The following is a 16529-nucleotide window of genomic DNA, read 5'->3' as shown; positions in this document are numbered from 1 at the left end:
AGAACCGTTTGAGCCAGCCCACTCCAGCGCCCGCCGCGGCGCCGCCCGCACCACCGCCGCCGCTGAAGGGCGGCCAGCTGGTGCTGGCCACGATTGCCGTCGCGCTCGCCACCTTCATGAACGTGCTGGACACGTCGATCGCGAACGTTGCGATTCCAACCATTTCCGGCAACCTCGGCGTTTCGGTCGATGAAGGCACGTGGGTCATCACGGTGTTCGCCGCGGCCAATGCCGTGTCGATTCCCCTTACCGGCTGGCTCACGCAGCGCATCGGCCAGGTGAAGCTGTTCGTCGGCGCGATCCTGATGTTCGTGCTGGCATCGTGGTTGTGCGGCATTGCGCCGACGCTGCCGATCCTGCTGCTCGCGCGGATCTTCCAGGGCGCGGTGGCCGGCCCGCTGATTCCGCTGTCGCAAGCCATTCTGCTCGGCTCGTATCCGAAGGAAAAATCCTCGACCGCGCTCGCCTTATGGGCGATGACCGCGACCGTCGGCCCGATTGCAGGCCCGGCGCTCGGCGGCTGGATCACGGATAGTTACAGCTGGTCGTGGATCTTCTACATCAACATTCCGGTCGGCATTTTCGCGGCCGGCGTCACGTGGATGATCTACCGCACCCGCGAATCGCCGACCCGCAAGCCGCCCATCGACGTGGTCGGGCTCGGCCTGCTGATCACGTGGGTCGCCTCGCTGCAGATCATGCTGGACAAGGGCAAGGATCTCGACTGGTTCTCGTCGCCGGTGATCGTGATTCTCGGCGTTACCGCGCTCATCAGCTTCGCATTCTTCCTCGTGTGGGAATTGACCGAGGAACATCCGATCGTCGATTTGCGGCTGTTTCAGCAGCGCAATTTTCTCGGCGGCACGATTGCGATTTCGGTCGCGTATGGCGTGTTCTTCGGCAACCTCGTGCTGCTCCCGCAATGGATGCAGGAGTATCTGAATTACCGTTCCATCGACGCCGGTCTCGTGACCGCGCCGCTCGGCATATTCGCGGTGATCCTCGCGCCGGTGATGGGCCGCGTGCTGCCGCGCTCGGACGCGCGCGTGATCGCCACGCTGGCGTTTGTCGGCTTCGCGATCGTGTTTTACATGCGCTCGAAGTATGTGATCGAGATCGACACGTGGCATCTCGTGCTGCCGACTCTGCTGCAAGGCATTCCGATGGCGCTGTTCTTCGTGCCGCTGACCGCGATCATCCTGTCCGGCCAGCCGCCAAACAAGATTCCCGCGGCGGCGGGTCTGTCTAATTTCGCCCGCGTATTTTGCGGCGCGGTGGGCACTTCGATCGCCGGCAACGAATGGAACAACCGCACGGTGCTGCATCACGCGCGGCTTACGGAGCAAGCCTCCATCAACAACCCGACGTTCAATCAGCAGATCGATTCGACCCAATCCCTGCTGCATCTGAATTCGCAATCGGCCCATGCGTTATTCGATTTCAGCGTGAACACGCAGGCGGCCATGATGGGCCTGAACGACATCTTCTTCGTCTCGGCGGTCATCTTCATTCTGATCATTCCGCTGATCTGGATTACGCGGCCGGCCAAGGGCGGCGGTGGCCCGGACGCGGCCGGCGCGCATTGAGCGCGACGGTGTTTTTAACGCCGACCCGCGCACCCTGTTACCGCGGGCGGCGGCGCTGCGTTAGCGGAAATAACGCGCGGGTGTGTCGCCGAACGCGTCCCGAAACACCGCAATGAACGACGACACGTCGCTGTAGCCCACCTCAAGCGCCACCTGCGTGACGCTCGCGCCGGCGCCCAGGCGTTCCAATGCGACCAGCAGGCGAAGTTGCTGGCGCCACTGTCCGAAGGTTTGTCCCGTTTCCTTGACGAACAGGCGCGCCGCCGTGCGGGCCGTTACGCCGGCGGCTGCGGCCAGGTCTTCGAGTACCGAGGCGTCGGCCGGATTGGCGCTCAAAGCGTCGGCGATCCGCTGCGCGCGTTGATCGCGCGGCCAGTTCAACCCTAACGGCGCAGTGCGCAGACCGGGCAGCCGGTCCAGCAACACCTGCACGAGACGCGCGGCTGGTTCATCGAGCGGTTGGTCGTGCGGCAGACGGGCCGCGGCGATCAGCAACGCCGTGACCAGCGGGTCGGGCACGACGGCGCCGCTGTGCGGCGGAAGCGGCGCGGCGTCCGCCACGACAAAGAGCGAATGAAATTCGACGGGATTGACGGCGGACAAGCGGTGCAGCAAACCCGCGGGCATCCAGACCGCGTGACCCGGCGGTACGACCCAGCGCTCGGTTTCGGTGCGCACGATCAGCACCCCGGCGCTCGCGTGGATCAGTCGCGCGCGACGATAGGTGCCCAAGGGTTCGTCCAGCGTCTCGTACCGCTCGCCGGTCACGAAGACCGGCTGCTCGACGCCGTCTGGATCAAAAGTCTCCCTCATGGAGTCCGTTTTGCCCGGTTGTTGCGAGAAAGGCAGCAAGATTAGCATAGGCGGTCGAGGCGCTCGCCGGACGTCGCTCGTGCCGGATTGCGGCGCACGGCGACGTGCCGCACGAGCAATTCGCTCCGGCTTGCCAGTAGAATTGCGGCTCCAACGGTCCGAGCCCAATGAACTACGCATCCATCCTCGAACAGATCCGCGGCGATCTGCAGCCTTATCTGGGCGCCGGCAAGGTGGCCGATTACATTCCCGAACTCGCCACGGTGCCCGCCGACAGTTTCGGCATGGCGATCGTCACGGTATCCGGCGAAGTCTTTCGCACCGGAGACGCCGACACGCGCTTTTCCATTCAGAGCATTTCCAAGCTGTTCGCCTGCACGCTCGCGTTCCAGTTGCTCGGCGACGCGCTGTGGGAACGCGTCGGCCGGGAGCCGTCGGGCACCGCGTTCAATTCGCTCGTCCAGCTTGAAAGCGAGCGCGGCAAGCCGCGCAATCCGTTCATCAACGCGGGCGCGCTGGTCGTGACCGATGTGCTGTGCCGCCGCTTTGTGCAGGCCGAGACGGCGCTAGTCGAATTCATGCGACGGCTGACAGGCGAAACGAGCATCGACTACGATTCGCGCGTCGCTCAGTCGGAGTTGCAGCACGCCCACCGCAATCGCGCGATGGCACACTTCATGGCGAGCTTCGGCAACATGGAGATGCCGCCGGAAGTGGTGGTCGATGCTTATTGCCGTCAATGCGCGATCTCGATGAGTTGCGTCGAGTTGGCGAAGGCCGCGCTGTTCCTGACCAATCACGGTGTGGCGCCGGCCACCGGCGAGCGGATTCTCGACACGAGTTCGGCCAAGCGCCTTTCCGCGCTGATGCTGACCTGCGGCACCTACGACGCGGCGGGCGATTTCGTCTACCGGGTCGGCTTGCCGGCGAAAAGCGGCGTGGGCGGAGGGATCGTCGCCGTGCTGCCGGGCGAGATGGCGGCGTGCGTGTGGTCGCCGGCGCTGGATAGCAACGGCAACTCGGCGGCGGGGGTGCTGGCGTTGGAATGGTTGACGACTCATACCGGGCAGTCGATTTTTTGAGTGTTGCCGCCGTGGCCGGGCGCGCGGGCATTCTCGGTGTTTGATCAATTTCACGAGAGCATGAATATCATTTATTTAATGATTGTTTGGCATGCTATATGCGTTCTTTGAGGAGTGGCGAAAATCACGTCGCGCGATCCCCGCATTCCACCAGACGCGAAGCAGCCTCGCCGCGTGTCGGCGGAACCATCGGCCACACGATTTGCGTTGCCCCCGGTCAGCCGCCCTGCTGCCGAACTACGCGGCTTCGCTGCGCTTGCGCTTCCTTGAGAAGGCGGTAGGACGCGTAGTACTTATAGATGTTTCGCACATACGTGGTCGTCTCGATGCCGATCTTCTCGGCCACCACGATCTCCACGTTGTTGAACCAGACATCGGCGTTGAGTCCGCGGGCAGCGGCCTCCTTGCGCATCTTCGCGATGTTCCCCGGCCCGGCGTTATAGCTGGCAAAAGCGAATAACGGCCGGTCCACCTCGGAAAAATGGGCATCCTGGAAGTAGCGGGTCATCAATTGATCAAGATACTTCGCGCCGGCCTGAATGTTCCACTGCGTAACCTTGATGTCCCCGACGTTGAGTTCTTTCCCAGTGGCCGGCATGAGTTGCATGATGCCGACCGCGCCCACCCGACTCTTCGCATCCTGATTGAGCTGCGATTCCTGAAACCCTTGGGCAGCGAGCATCAATGGATCGAAATCGTACTGCTGGCCATACTTTTCAAAATATGCCACCGTCTGTCTGAAACGTTTGAGTTCGGCACTTTCCGTGTTGTTGTGAATTTGCTTCGCACCCTGCGCGTATTGTTTGAGGCGGATCTCCGTCACGCTTTGCTTCCTGATGACCTTCTCATAGAAGCCGCCGATCACCGCCTTCAGCTGGGGGCTATTCTTGCGAATGGCCCAGCCGATGACGCCGCCCTCCCGCACCGCCATGTTCTCGTGCACCTTGACGTTCGGCAGCATCTGCGCCCACATGCGCGCCTTCCAGTCATCGACGACCAGGATCTGAAGCAGGCCGACGTTCAGCATCTCCATCGCATCTTCGTCTTCGAGCGCATCCGGTAGCAGCACGATCCGCATCGGTGGCTTGCCGGCCTGCCGGAAACGGTTGTTCAGTGCAATCAGGCTTTCGTAATAGCTGCTATGGCGGCGAACCTCGACGGTCTTGCCCTTCAGGTCATCGAGCGTGGAAAGCGCAGGTGACTTCGGACCGGTCAGAACGAGTTCGCGCGTCGGCTTAAGCGCGTGTGCGGTAACAAAGTCGGCCTGCTTCAGGCGGTCCTCAGTTACCGTCAGATTGCCGGCTGCGATATCGCCGATGCCTTCCTTGAGCCCGGGCAGCAGCCGGTCGCGTGTTGTCGGAATCATGATGACCGTAACCGGGCGTTTGCCGAGGCGATCGGCGTACGTCTTATTGACGAATTGCTCAAAGTCGCGCACGGTGTCCGCGGTCATCCCACGCTCGTGTCCGCGATCATTGAAGTACAGCGTGCGGCTAAAGGGGGCGAGAACTCGAATCATGCGACGCTCGAGCATCGCGTCGAAATCGCCGCGCCAAGGCTTGTTGGTCAGATCGATGCGGCGTGCCGCACTCTCAGGAATCGGCGCGGACGCTGTCAGTGGTGCAGACGCAGATGGTGGCGCGGATGCCAGTTGAAGCGCGGCGCAATGTGCGCTCAGTAAGTAAATCCAAGCTCCAAACAAACCTGATAGCGGCCATGCACGAGGGAAACGCATCATAAACACCGAATTTTTTCGTATTGAGCCTTGCGCCCGGTCCGTTTGGACCGGCATTACACGGACGAAATCATCTGAACTTTCGGGGTTTTGTTGCGTACACGCCCTAGACTCTTACAGCATAGTTGCGCCTGAAAACGGTTCAAGCCTTCAGCGTGACAGCACGCCTCTGTCGGACGTGTCACCAATCGAGAAAGTCGCAGAAATCGCCAGAGGCGTTCCTGGGGTGATGTCCGTGACCAACGAACTGTCGCGCGTGGCGTCGCTCCAGGAAAGGAGCACGGTCGTATCGGGTTGCCATTCGATGCGCCTGATCGTTGCAACGCCATATACCGCACGCGCGGCCACTGCGCGACTGCGTCTCTTGCGGCGTCCCGAAGCCTGGCGAACCGTCGAAGTGGCCTCATGCCAATGCGAGGTTAGCCGTCCGATAATCTCCGGCCACGGGTCGAGTCCACACATCTCCGTGTTCTCCTGCGATTTTCGGGGGCAGTCGCGTGCATCGCGAATCACGTCTAGCTTTCGAGTCTCATGGCTGCAGCACAGGCGCCCCCATGATTGCTTCAACCTGCTGTCGCAACGGTCCGCACGTTCGCACGAAATGCGCGCGAAATTAGGGCTTTGCTGCGCCATTCGGCCGAGCAAGCGCGACGACGCTCACGATCCCCTCGCGCGCCATTTTCGCGTACGGACAGAAGCGTTCCGTGTTACGCACGAGTTCCTCGGCAATACAAGCTTCGACGCCCGGCAAATGAATGCGAACCCGCGCAACCAGATTGAACAGACCATCGACGGGATCGCGGCCGAAATCAACAGTAACTTCCACTTTCGCGTCGGCAATCGCTATCTCCGCCTTTGCGGCGAGCAGGTTCAGAGCGCCGTGAAAACATGCGGCAAAAGCGGCAGCGAACAACTGCTCGGGATTCGTCCCGCCACCCGGCCCGCCGAGCGGTTGGGGCAAGCGCAGTTCGAGGTCGAGTTCGCCGTCGTCCGAGCGGACGATACCCGACGCTCGACCGTGACGCGCCTCGCCGCCCGAGACGGTTACGGTCGTCGAATACAGTGTCTGAAAGTCCTGACCGAAGTACTTGTCGAGCAGGGTGAGCGGCGGTGGAAACAAAGGACTCGTCATGTGTGTGTCTGACAGCTGACAGCCGTTGGCCTACGCTGCGGCTCGTAACCGGCTGAACTGCGCGCGCAAGCTCGCAGTCTCCGAACACGGGATGGTCTGTGCCGCGGGCGGGTTGTCTTCAGGTTGTGCGTTTTGGTTCGGCGCAGACCACTCGTCGACAAGCCCGCTGGCGCTGAGGCCACCGTCGATTGAAACAATCGTGATGGTTTTTCTCGGTGAATGTGTGCCGGACCGGCCTTGATGCGCCGTCAGCGTATAGGTGGATCGTAGGCGCGCGACGGCCCGTCGGGAAGGCTTGCGCCGCGATGCACCGTGTTGCCTCCAAAGCACCAATCAGCGTGCCGGCACCGCCATCACATTGGTCAGGCATTGCAGATCGAGCGCGCGCGTTTGCTCCGCCATGTAGTCGATGAACACCCGGATTCTGGCCGGCAGATGCTTGCGGCTGAGATAACACAGGTAATGACCGCGATCGTCCGGCGCATATTGGGGCAGACAGGAAATCAGTGTCTCTGAACAGCCCTTTCCGCTTCCCGCGAACCTTGTTGTCTCCCGATAAGCCGCAAAAAAAGATGTTTGACAAACTATCTTAAGATATATATCTTACGACACATCTTAAGATACAAACGGGAGCACCACCATGCGTCATCACCACCGTTTTTCCCGTCCGCCCATGGCCGACGACCGTTCCCCCACCGGCCACGAACGCGGCGCGCTCCATGCCTTCTGGCATGCCTTCGGGCACCGCCACGACTACCGCGGTGAACACGGCGGCGAAGCACGCGATGACGGCTTCGACCGCCTATCGCTGCACGCCCTGTGGCACGCCATCGGCCGACATCACGAGCATCGCGGCGGCGGGCGCGGCGGGCGCTTCGGCGGCGGCCCGGGCGGTTTCGGCGGCGACGGCGACGGCTTTCCGCGCGGCCGCAAATTCAGTTCCGACGACCTGCAACTGCTGCTTCTGTCGATGATCGGTTCGCAGCCGAGCCACGGCTACGAGCTGATCAAGGCGCTCGAAACGCGCTCGAACGGTTTTTACAGCCCGAGCCCCGGCATGGTCTACCCGGCGCTCACGTATCTGGAAGAACTCGGCTACGTGACCGTGCAGCTCGAAGGCAACCGCAAACGCTACGAACTGTCGGAAACCGGTCGCGAATATCTGGCCGCCAACCGCGACCGCGTCGAATTGATGCTGGCCAAACTGAACCACATTGCCCGCAAGATGGATTCGGTGCGCCGCGCGTTTGCCGGCGAAGAGCCGGCCGACATCAGCGAAGGCGGCTGGCTGCCCGAGCTGAACGAAGCGCGCCGCGCGCTAAAGCATGCGTTGCTTCGCCGTGACAACGCGCCGGCGGCGGAACAGCGCCGCATCGCTGAAATTCTGCTGCGGGCGGCCAAAGAAATCGAAAGCGAAATCAAGCCGGACCGCAGCGAAAACGGCGACAACGCCGAGCCGGCCGCCTGACCCCTACTGCCCGTTGCCCGCCGCGCTCATGCACGCCTGCAACTCCGCTTGCGCGCGTGAACGCTCGCTCATCGAACGAACAGGAGAAGCACTCTTATGCTGACTAAAAACCATCAAGCCGCGAACCTGACCGACAGCCGGGCCGACCTCGCGATCCATCGCGTGCGCCATCCGCTGAAATTCCGTCTGCTCCAAGTCAAGCAGGTGCGCGCGCTGACCCCGCATCTGATCCGCGTCACATTCACGGGCGACGATCTGCACGACTTCGTCTCCGCGTCGTTCGATGACCACATCAAGGTGTTCTTCCCCGAACCCGGCGCGGACAAACCGGTTTTGCCGGAAGCGGGCCCCGACGGTCCGGTGTTTCCCGCCGGCCAGCCGCGTCCGGTCGCGCGCGATTTCACGCCGCGCCGCTTCGATCGCGAGACGCGCGAACTGGATATCGAGTTCGCGATGCACGAGGCGGGCCCCGCGGCGACGTGGGCGGCGCAAGCCAAGGTGGGCGAATATCTCGGTATCGGCGGCCCGCGCGGTTCGCTCGTGATACCGAAGGGTTTCGACTGGCATCTGCTGATCGGCGACGATACCGCGTTGCCCGCCATCGCCCGGCGCCTCGAAGAGCTGCCGCCCGGCACGCGCGTCGCGGCGGTGATCGAAGTGGCCGATCCGTCGGCGCGGATCGAATTCACGACGCAAGCCGAGTTGCATCTCGTCTGGCGCTACCGCAGCGAAGCGGGCATGCGCGGCGAGGCCCTGCTGCAGGCGGTGCGCGACACCTATCTGCCCGAGGACGGCGAAGGCTACGTGTGGGCAGCCGGCGAATCCGCGACCATGCGTGCGGTGCGCTATCACCTGTGCACGGAACGCGGCGTCGACAAATCACGCATTCGCGCGGCCAGCTACTGGAAACAGGGCGCCGAAGCGGTGCACGAAACGCTCGACGATTGAGCGTCGGTCGTTCGCGTGATCGCATGCGCCTCGAGGCGCGTGCGATCCGGCGGCGGCGCGAATCGCGCGAGCACTTTGCTTTTCAGAAAACAACAACAACAAGGAATCGATCGATGTACTCAATAAGCGCAAAGCACGAACGCCGCCTGCTGTGGCTGCTCGCGCTGACGCAGTTCACCATCATCATGGACTTCATGGTGATGATGCCGCTCGGCCCGCAGATCATGCACGCATTCGCCATCACGCCGGCCGCATTCGCGACGGCCGTGTCGGCGTATTCATGGTGCTCGGGACTGTCGGGACTGTTCGCGGCGACCTATATCGACCGCTTCGACCGGCGCCGTTTGCTGCTGACCATGTATGCGCTGTTCGCGCTGTCGAATCTGGCGTGCGCGCTGGCCAGCAGTTTTCCGCTGCTGCTCGCCGCACGCGCATTCGCCGGCATCACGGGCGGCGTGTTGGGCTCGGTGATCATGGCGATCGTCGGCGACGTCATTCCGGTTCAGCGCCGCGGCGCCGCCACCGGCACGATCATGACGGCGTTTTCGCTCGCGGCGATCGCGGGCGTGCCGGCCGGTGTGCTGCTGGGCGCGCACTTCGGCTGGGCCGCGCCGTTCTTTCTGCTGGTGGCGCTGTCGCTGCTCGTGTGGACGGCGGGGCAGCAACTGGTGCCGTCGCTGGCGGAGCACTTGAGCCGCCGTCAGCCGCCGCTCGCGGAGGTGCTGCCGGATTTGTGGCGGCTCCTGAGCAACCCGAGGCATCTGAATGCGTTTGCGCTGACCTTCATGATGATGGTCGCGCACATGCTGGTGATTCCGTTCATCTCACCGGTGCTGGTCGCCAACCACGGCGTGGCGCCCGAGCAATTGTCATGGCTCTACATGGCAGGCGGCGCGGCGACGTTCTTCACTTCGCGTCGCGTGGGCAAGCTCGCTGACAAGTACGGCACGCGGCGCGTGTTCCGGATCGCGGCGATGCTCGCGTTTGTGCCGGTGCTGTTCGTCACGCATCTGCCGAATCTGCCGTTCTACGCGCTGGTGATGTTCTTCCCGGTTTTCATGGTGCTGATGTCCGGCCGCATGGTGCCGATGCAGGCGCTGTTGACCACGGTGCCCGAGCCGGCTCGGCGCGGCGCTTTTCTCAGCGCGAACAGCGCGCTTCAGGCATTGGGTACGGGATGCGGCGCGTGGATCGGTGGACTGATGCTCAGCAGCTCGCCGAGCGGTCAGATCGTGGGGTACGGCACTGTCGGCTGGGCCTCGGTTGCGGTAGCGCTGGCCGGCGTGTTGTGGGTTTCCCGCGTGCGTGGCGCGCAAGCCGATGCGCCCGCGCCGGGCGTGATGCACGCTGAAGCGATCGGCGAAAGTTGACCGCATGTCTCGCGCGGCGCTGTCGTGCAAGGTGCCGCGCGGACCCATGCGTCAGTCGGTTTTGCCGGTCAGCGCGCGGCGCGCGGCTTCGCCTTCATCGTGTGAAGCTGCATAGAACACGCGCGCCCGCCCAATGATGATTTTCAGCATGGCAATCACCGGCACGGCCAGGAAAATCCCCGCCACGCCGCCCAACTGATCGCCGGCAAGCAAGCCGACGATGACCAGAAACGGACTAACCTCCACGCCTTCGCTCATCAGATACGGATTGAGCACGTAGTCCTGAAACAGCCGGTACAGCGCGATGAAAATCACCAGCCAGAGCAGATGCGGATAGCCGCTGAACACGGCCACGATCAACGTGATGGCCACGGCGGCGAGCGGCCCGGCAAACGGCACGAACTCCAGCAAACCCGCGCTCACCGCCAGCAGAAACGCATAAGGCACGCCGAGCAGCGAGAACGCCACGCCATAGCAGATCAGCGTGGCCAGCGACAGAAACAGCAACGCGCGCACGTACTTCGACAACAGCACGTTCAGATCCGTCACGATCTCGGCCCACAACGTGCGATGCCGGTCGTTCAGCAGATCGAGAAAGTCCTCGCGCATCTGCGGACCTTCCTTGATCAGCAGGAAGCTCAGAATCGGGATCAGCACGAGATAGATCAGATTGCTGGCCGCGTGCATCACGCCGAGGCCGACGCTGCGCGCCATCGGCACGGCCTTGTCGGAACCCGTCTCGATCTGGCCGCGCACGAAATCCACGATCCGCTCGCGCAGCGGCTCCAGGAAATGCGGCAACGGAAAGCGGCTGGGCACATCGGACTTCATCAACTGAGGCAGTTGCGCGAGCAGGTGCGTCGCTTCGTCCTGCAACTGCACGCCGAAGATCGATCCGACCACCGCGATCAACGCGACCACCACCACGAACACCAGCGCGATCGACGCCACCCGCGGCATACGACGCGGCCGGATGCGCTCGACGAGATCCACCATCGGGTAGATCAGATAGCTGAAGAAGACCGCGAACACCACCACCAAAACGGTGGACGACGCCATATAAATGCAGAAAAACAGCAGCGCGATCAGCAGCGCGGTCCAGACCTGTCTAGCCGTGCGAACATCGAATCCCAGCATGAACTTTCCTCGAATAGACGATGTGATCCGGCGCATCGCACGCGCCGGGAACATCGGACAGGCATCGCAGACACAGGGCGCCTTGGTGAGCCAAGGCGCCCGTGCAATGAAAGCAGCGTAAAACGCGGGGCAGAAATGACGCGCCGACGCCCGCGCGCTCAATAAACGCAAGGCGCCGACGCGCGACATAATCAGATCAGCTTGCCGAGCAGGAAGCCGACGCCGACCGCGATCAGCAGCGCACCAATCGGATTGTTGCGCGTCGTTTCGGCAACCTGGTCGACACGCTCGCCGTATTTCGCCTGTGCCTTGCCGGCGAACTGCCGGACCTTGCCTTCGGCCTGCAGTTCCGCGTCTCCGGTCAGGCCGCCGACGGCGTCCTGCACCTTGCCCGCAGCATCCTTCACCGTACCTTCGAACTGATTCGAATTCATCGATATTCTCCTTTTGAACGGGGTCAACAAGCCATTGCCGACGGGAGCCGGCGCTCGATCCTGCTTACCGTCAATGCTGTTACCACTTCACGCGATCCCGTTCACCAGCATGGTTCGTTCCCGGCCGCCGTTCGCTCGCTATGAAAGCCGCGCGAATACAGCAAACAGGCCGACTCGAGGCTTCGAGGCTGCAAGGTTTTTACGGCGCGGCGCGCCGCCGGGTATGGGATAGAAATGATCTACGGCAATGCATGCCGTTCCGTCTGCGAACGCAGGACGTTGTCGTCGGCGGGCGGCATGGCGCCCGGTTGGCCGGGTTGCGTATGGGGAGCGGACGCAGCGCTCGTCCCGTTTTAGCGCAATGCCACTTCAGCCCTGCTCCGCGCCCAAAGCGGCCAGCGGATGCGCGTCGCTCTTCCACGGCGAAGCAAGAAAATGCCTGACCCGCTCCGGCCGCACCTCGGCGAGCGTGGCGGGCGCCCAGCGGGCTTTGCGATCCTTGTCGATCAACTGGGCTCGTACGCCTTCGCAGAAGTCGCCCTCCTCGATCACGCGTTTGACAATGCCCAGTTCCATACGGAAGCACTCCGCCAACGTCATCTGCCGGCCGCGCAAAAGCGCCTCACGCGTGACGTAGAGCATGGTGGGCGAATGACCGGTCAACGCGTCGTAGGTGGACTGCAACCACTGCTTCACCTCGCGCGGCGGCTCACGCAGCAAATCGTGCCGCACCGTCGCGACCATCCGCTCGATGCTCGAACGCCGATCGAAATGCCGCAAGATCAGTTGTGTAAACGCCGCCAGCGGCGCGTGCGGAATGATATTGCACGGCGGCTCGAAGACGCCGCGCAAGGCGGCCATCAGATCGCCGTCGAGCGGCATGCGTTGCAGGCGCTCCTCGAAACTGGCGAGCCATTCGGCCGGCACGCACAGATCGGCCAGTTGCAGGCGCAACGCATCAGCGCCGGACAAGGTCGCGCCGGTCAGCCCGACATACAACTCGAGCTCCGCCGGCATCGCGCTCAGAAAACGCGTCGCGCCGACGTCCGGCAGAAAGCCGATACGCGTCTCCGGCATGGCGATCTTGCTGCGCTCGGTCACGATGCGCAACCGCGCCCCCTGGCCGAGCCCCATGCCGCCGCCCATCGCAATGCCGTCGAGCAACGCGACCACCGGCTTTGGAAACGTGTGCAGCGCATAGTCGAGCCGGTATTCGTCGACGAAGAATGCGAGCCAGCGGCTGTCACCGTTCTTCGCGAGCCGCTGCACTTCGCGGACATCGCCGCCAGCGCAGAAGCCCTTGGCGCCGGCGCCTTTCAGCACGAGCGCGACGATGCCCTCATCGGTGCGGCAATGTTCGACCAGGACGGCGAGTTCGCGCACCATCGCGTGCGAGAGCGCATTGAGCGCGGCCGGCCGGTTGAGCGTGATGATCGCCACGCGGTTCACCACGCGAAACAGAATCTCGCGCTCCGCCTCGAAGCTCGTATCGTGCGCGACGCTTTGCAAGGCGCTCATTGACGCGTCTCCGGTTTCGAAGCGTCGGCCTGCGCAGCCTGCGTCACCTGCCAGCGCGGCGCGCGTTTTTCGAGGAATGCATTGACACCTTCGCGCTGATCGGCGCCATCGAACAGATCGACGAAACGCTCGCGCTCCAGCGCCAGCGCGGCCGCGCGCGGCACGCCGTTGCGGCCCTGATGAATCAGCGTCTTGCTGAAGCCGACCGCTTGCGGGCTCAAGTTGGCGACACGCGCCGCCATGGCCAGCGCCGCCTCGCGCGCCGCGCCCTTCTCCACCACTTCTTCGACCAGACCGATGCGCAACGCCGTCGCCGCATCGACGCGCTCGCCGGTCAGAATCATTCGCTTGGCCCAGCCTTCGCCGACCAGCCACGGCAGCGTCTGCGTGCCGCAACCGCAGGGCAGCAAACCGACCGCGGTCTCGGGCAACGCCAGCAACGCATGCTGTTCCGCAATGCGGATATCACAGGCCAGCGCGCACTCGAGCCCGCCGCCCATTGCATAACCGTTGATCGCCGCGATCACGACGGGCCGCGCGTTCTGCAAGGTCTCGAAGGCTGCGCCGAAGCGCGCCGCCGCGGTGCGCGCGACTTCGCGGTTGCCGTCGGCGAAGGTGTTCAGGTCGGCGCCCGCGCTGAAGAACTTGGGGCCGTCGCCGGTGATCACGATGGCGCGCACGCGCGCCTCGCCGTTCAGGCGCTCGATGGTCTGCTGCAATTGCAGCAAGCCTTCGGGCGTAAACGCGTTGGCCGGCGGCCGCTTGAGCGTGAGTTGCGCGACGGCGCCGTCATGCGCGTAGTCGAGTTCGATCATGCCGCGCCTCCGTCCTTGCCGCCCTGGCCGTCCTGACGATACAACTTGATGACCGCGGAAAAGTCGAGACGTCCCGCGCCTTTCGTGCTCATCGTCTGGTAAAGCTGTTGCGCCAGCGCGCCGAGATAGACCGGTTGACGCGCGGTTTTCGCGGCGTCGGTGGCGAGGCCGAGGTCTTTGAGCATGAGATCGGTGCCGAAGCCGCCCGTGTAACCGCGCGTGGACGGCGCCGTCTCGATCACGCCGGGCATCGGATTGTAGGTGTCCGAACTCCAGCACCGTCCCGTCGACGTATTGATGATGCCGCCCAGCACTTTCGCGTCGATACCGAGCGCTTCGCCGAGCGACATGGCTTCGGCGACGCCCGCCATCGTGATGCCGAGCACGAGGTTGTTGCAGATCTTCGCGACCTGGCCCGTGCCGGTGTCGCCGCAATGCACGATGTTCTTGCCCATCGCCGAAAGCACCGGCTTGACCTGCTCATACGCGCTCGCGCTGCCGCCGACCATGAAGGTCAGCGTACCCGCCGCCGCGCCGCCGGTGCCGCCTGAAACCGGCGCATCGACAAAGGTGTTGCCGTTCTGCTGCGCGAGTTCGGCGAACGCCTTGACGCTCGCAGGATCGATCGTGCTCGAATCGATGATCGTCACGCCCTTCGCGATACCGGCGAAGATGCCGTCGTCCGCGCTCAACACGCTGCGCACATGCGCGGCGGCGGGCAGCATGGTGATCACGCATTCCACGTCCGTTACCGCTGCTTTCGGCGAACCGGCCGCTTTCGCGCCCGCATCGACGAGCGCCTGCACGGCTTGCGCGTTGAGGTCGAATACGTTGACCGCGTGGCCCGCCTTGAGCAGGTTGTGCGCCATCGGCGCACCCATGTTGCCGAGTCCGATAAAGCCTATTTTCATGATGTCTCCCGTGGACTCTTGAACTCAGCGCAGGCTGATGGTCGTGTTGACGCCGTCGTTGACAGTGTCGTCGTCGAACCAGCGGGCGGTCACGGTCTTGGTCTGCGTGTAGAACTGCACGACCTGTTTGCCATAGGGGCCGAGGTCGCCGAGCTTCGAGCCGCGCGAGCCGGTGAAGCTGAAGGACGGCACCGGCACGGGAATCGGAATGTTGATGCCGACCTGGCCGATATCGATCTCGCTCTGGAATTTGCGCGCCGCCGCGCCGCTCTGCGTGAATAGCCCGACGCCGTTGCCGAACGGATTGCGGTTGACCAGCGCGATTGCGTCATCGAGCGTCGCTGCGTTCAGCACCACCAGCACCGGGCCGAAAATTTCCTGGCGGTAGATTTCCATCTCGGTGGTGACGTCGGTAAAGACCGTCGGGCCGATGAAGTTGCCTTGCTCGTAGCCGGGCACTTTAATGTCGCGGCCGTCGAGCGCGAGGGTCGCGCCTTCTTTCACGCCCGTCTCGATCAGTCCGAGAATGCGCTGCTTCGCCGCGCGCGAAACCACCGGGCCGATGTCCGTATTCGGTTCGTTGCCCGCATTGACCTTCAGCGTCCTGGCCTTGGCGACCAGGTCCGGCAACCATTGCTGCGCGGCGCCCACCAGCACGACCACCGAGGTCGCCATGCAGCGCTGCCCCGCTGCGCCGAAACCCGCACCAGCCAGCGCGTTCAACGTCTGCTCGCGGTTCGCATCGGGCAGCACGACGGCGTGGTTTTTCGCGCCCATCATCGACTGCACGCGCTTGCCGTGCTCGCTGCCGAGGCGGTACACATGCGTACCGACCGCCGTCGAGCCGACGAATGAAATGGCCTTCACGAGTTCGTGCGTGCAGAGCGCGTCGACCACCTGTTTGCCGCCGTGCACGACATTCAGCACACCCTTCGGCACGCCCGCTTCGAGCGCGAGTTCGACCAGTTGCATGGTAGAAAGCGGGTCTTGCTCGGAAGGCTTCAGCACGAACGTATTGCCGCACACGATCGCCATCGGGAACATCCACAGCGGGATCATCGCCGGGAAGTTGAACGGTGTGATGCCGGCGCATACGCCGATCGGCTGGCGCAGCGTGTACGTATCGACGCCGCCGGCGACGTTCTCCGCGAACTCGCCCTGCTGCAAGGTGCCGATCGAGCATGCATGCTCGACCACTTCGAGGCCGCGGAAGATATCGCCTTCGGCATCGGGAATCGTCTTACCCTGTTCCGCGCTCAAGGTCTTCGCGATACGCGGCGAATGCTCGCGAATCAGCGCCTGGTACTTCAGCATGATGCGCATGCGCGCGCCGATCGGCGTGTCCTTCCAGGTCTTGAACGCGACGTGGGCGCAACGGATGGCTTCGTTCACTTCATCGGCGGTGGCGAACGGTACGCGCGCCAGCACTTCTTGCGTGGCGGGATTGACGATGTCGCGCCATTCGGCGGTCTTCGATTCGACGAACTCGCCGTTGATCAGCAACTTGACGGTGGCAACGGCTGCATTTGCGCTCATGCTGAAACTCCTCTGCAATGGCCGCGAGGCGGCCGGACAGTGAC

14 protein-coding genes and 1 pseudogene are annotated in these 16529 nt (G+C 63.5%); 5 read left to right on the top strand and 10 right to left on the bottom strand.

Annotated features, from left to right (window positions below; translation table 11 throughout):
* Window positions 1-8 precede the first annotated feature (8 nt).
* The gene (locus B0G73_RS02750) at window positions 9-1586 is read left to right on the top strand and encodes a DHA2 family efflux MFS transporter permease subunit (RefSeq protein WP_106277621.1); all 1578 of its coding nucleotides are present in this window, start codon (window positions 9-11) and stop codon (window positions 1584-1586) included.
* 60 nt (window positions 1587-1646) lie between these two features.
* Here the strand turns inward: B0G73_RS02750 and B0G73_RS02745 are convergent, their stop codons facing one another.
* Window positions 1647-2399 carry a helix-turn-helix domain-containing protein gene (locus tag B0G73_RS02745; protein ID WP_106277731.1) on the bottom strand — a complete coding sequence of 251 codons (753 nt, stop codon included), beginning with the start codon at window positions 2397-2399 and terminating at the stop codon, window positions 1647-1649.
* Between the two features lie 167 nt (window positions 2400-2566).
* Here B0G73_RS02745 and B0G73_RS02740 point away from each other — a divergent pair, with 167 nt between their 5' ends.
* Window positions 2567-3481 carry a glutaminase gene (locus B0G73_RS02740; RefSeq protein ID WP_106277619.1) on the top strand — a complete coding sequence of 305 codons (915 nt, stop codon included), beginning with the start codon at window positions 2567-2569 and terminating at the stop codon, window positions 3479-3481.
* 217 nt (window positions 3482-3698) lie between these two features.
* Here the strand turns inward: B0G73_RS02740 and B0G73_RS02735 are convergent, their stop codons facing one another.
* The 3 genes and pseudogenes from B0G73_RS02735 to B0G73_RS41055 all read right to left on the bottom strand — a co-directional run.
* On the bottom strand, window positions 3699-5219 hold the full coding sequence (locus B0G73_RS02735) for a transglycosylase SLT domain-containing protein (RefSeq protein WP_106277618.1): 1521 nt from the start codon (window positions 5217-5219) through the stop codon (window positions 3699-3701).
* A gap of 610 nt (window positions 5220-5829) precedes the next feature.
* Complete coding sequence (locus tag B0G73_RS02725; RefSeq protein WP_106277616.1) at window positions 5830-6348, bottom strand: Ohr family peroxiredoxin; 519 nt, start codon at window positions 6346-6348, stop codon at window positions 5830-5832.
* A gap of 333 nt (window positions 6349-6681) precedes the next feature.
* Window positions 6682-6855: pseudogene (locus B0G73_RS41055) on the bottom strand (LysR family transcriptional regulator); the annotation flags it as partial.
* Window positions 6856-6988: 133 nt separating this feature from the next.
* On the opposite strand from B0G73_RS41055, the gene B0G73_RS02715 reads away from it, so the two are divergent.
* The 3 genes from B0G73_RS02715 to B0G73_RS02705 all read left to right on the top strand — a co-directional run bounded on the left by B0G73_RS02715 (window position 6989) and on the right by B0G73_RS02705 (window position 10134).
* The gene (locus tag B0G73_RS02715) at window positions 6989-7816 is read left to right on the top strand and encodes a PadR family transcriptional regulator (protein ID WP_106277615.1); all 828 of its coding nucleotides are present in this window, start codon (window positions 6989-6991) and stop codon (window positions 7814-7816) included.
* Window positions 7817-7912: 96 nt separating this feature from the next.
* A complete protein-coding gene (locus tag B0G73_RS02710) occupies window positions 7913-8764 on the top strand; it encodes a siderophore-interacting protein (protein WP_106277613.1) in 852 nt (283 codons plus the stop codon).
* Window positions 8765-8877: 113 nt separating this feature from the next.
* Window positions 8878-10134, top strand: coding sequence for an MFS transporter (locus B0G73_RS02705; protein ID WP_106277611.1), 1257 nt, complete (start codon window positions 8878-8880; stop codon window positions 10132-10134).
* A 51-nt stretch (window positions 10135-10185) separates the two neighbouring features.
* On the opposite strand, the gene B0G73_RS02700 is transcribed toward B0G73_RS02705, so the two are convergent.
* The 6 genes from B0G73_RS02700 to B0G73_RS02675 all read right to left on the bottom strand — a co-directional run bounded on the left by B0G73_RS02700 (window position 10186) and on the right by B0G73_RS02675 (window position 16485).
* Window positions 10186-11271 carry an AI-2E family transporter gene (locus tag B0G73_RS02700; RefSeq protein ID WP_106277729.1) on the bottom strand — a complete coding sequence of 362 codons (1086 nt, stop codon included), beginning with the start codon at window positions 11269-11271 and terminating at the stop codon, window positions 10186-10188.
* 191 nt (window positions 11272-11462) lie between these two features.
* Window positions 11463-11705 carry a CsbD family protein gene (locus tag B0G73_RS02695; RefSeq protein ID WP_106277609.1) on the bottom strand — a complete coding sequence of 81 codons (243 nt, stop codon included), beginning with the start codon at window positions 11703-11705 and terminating at the stop codon, window positions 11463-11465.
* 369 nt (window positions 11706-12074) lie between these two features.
* The gene (locus B0G73_RS02690) at window positions 12075-13223 is read right to left on the bottom strand and encodes an enoyl-CoA hydratase/isomerase family protein (RefSeq protein WP_106277607.1); all 1149 of its coding nucleotides are present in this window, start codon (window positions 13221-13223) and stop codon (window positions 12075-12077) included.
* Window positions 13220-14038 carry an enoyl-CoA hydratase gene (locus tag B0G73_RS02685; RefSeq protein ID WP_106277605.1) on the bottom strand — a complete coding sequence of 273 codons (819 nt, stop codon included), beginning with the start codon at window positions 14036-14038 and terminating at the stop codon, window positions 13220-13222. Before B0G73_RS02685 ends, B0G73_RS02690 begins: the two co-directional genes overlap by 4 nt.
* The gene (gene mmsB / locus B0G73_RS02680; protein ID WP_106277603.1) at window positions 14035-14949 is read right to left on the bottom strand and encodes a 3-hydroxyisobutyrate dehydrogenase; all 915 of its coding nucleotides are present in this window, start codon (window positions 14947-14949) and stop codon (window positions 14035-14037) included. Before mmsB ends, B0G73_RS02685 begins: the two co-directional genes overlap by 4 nt.
* Window positions 14950-14973: 24 nt before the next feature.
* Complete coding sequence (locus tag B0G73_RS02675) at window positions 14974-16485, bottom strand: CoA-acylating methylmalonate-semialdehyde dehydrogenase (protein ID WP_106277601.1); 1512 nt, start codon at window positions 16483-16485, stop codon at window positions 14974-14976.
* Between the last annotated feature and the right edge of the window lie 44 nt (window positions 16486-16529).

The organism is Paraburkholderia sp. BL25I1N1 (genome assembly GCF_003002025.1).
Lineage (GTDB): Bacteria > Pseudomonadota > Gammaproteobacteria > Burkholderiales > Burkholderiaceae > Paraburkholderia.
This window is presented reverse-complemented; position numbering and strand designations above follow the sequence as displayed.

Bases quoted from the DNA above. Each gene is read 5' to 3' on its own strand.
- B0G73_RS02745 (WP_106277731.1), bottom strand. From the start codon at position 2,399: ATGAGGGAGACTTTTGATCCAGACGGCGTCGAGCAGCCGGTCTTCGTG.
- B0G73_RS02740 (WP_106277619.1), top strand. From the start codon at position 2,567: ATGAACTACGCATCCATCCTCGAACAGATCCGCGGCGATCTGCAGCCT.
- B0G73_RS02735 (WP_106277618.1), bottom strand. From the start codon at position 5,219: ATGATGCGTTTCCCTCGTGCATGGCCGCTATCAGGTTTGTTTGGAGCT.
- B0G73_RS02725 (WP_106277616.1), bottom strand. From the start codon at position 6,348: ATGACGAGTCCTTTGTTTCCACCGCCGCTCACCCTGCTCGACAAGTAC.
- B0G73_RS02715 (WP_106277615.1), top strand. From the start codon at position 6,989: ATGCGTCATCACCACCGTTTTTCCCGTCCGCCCATGGCCGACGACCGT.
- B0G73_RS02710 (WP_106277613.1), top strand. From the start codon at position 7,913: ATGCTGACTAAAAACCATCAAGCCGCGAACCTGACCGACAGCCGGGCC.
- B0G73_RS02705 (WP_106277611.1), top strand. From the start codon at position 8,878: ATGTACTCAATAAGCGCAAAGCACGAACGCCGCCTGCTGTGGCTGCTC.
- B0G73_RS02700 (WP_106277729.1), bottom strand. From the start codon at position 11,271: ATGCTGGGATTCGATGTTCGCACGGCTAGACAGGTCTGGACCGCGCTG.
- B0G73_RS02695 (WP_106277609.1), bottom strand. From the start codon at position 11,705: ATGAATTCGAATCAGTTCGAAGGTACGGTGAAGGATGCTGCGGGCAAG.
- B0G73_RS02690 (WP_106277607.1), bottom strand. From the start codon at position 13,223: ATGAGCGCCTTGCAAAGCGTCGCGCACGATACGAGCTTCGAGGCGGAG.
- B0G73_RS02685 (WP_106277605.1), bottom strand. From the start codon at position 14,038: ATGATCGAACTCGACTACGCGCATGACGGCGCCGTCGCGCAACTCACG.
- mmsB (WP_106277603.1), bottom strand. From the start codon at position 14,949: ATGAAAATAGGCTTTATCGGACTCGGCAACATGGGTGCGCCGATGGCG.
- B0G73_RS02675 (WP_106277601.1), bottom strand. From the start codon at position 16,485: ATGAGCGCAAATGCAGCCGTTGCCACCGTCAAGTTGCTGATCAACGGC.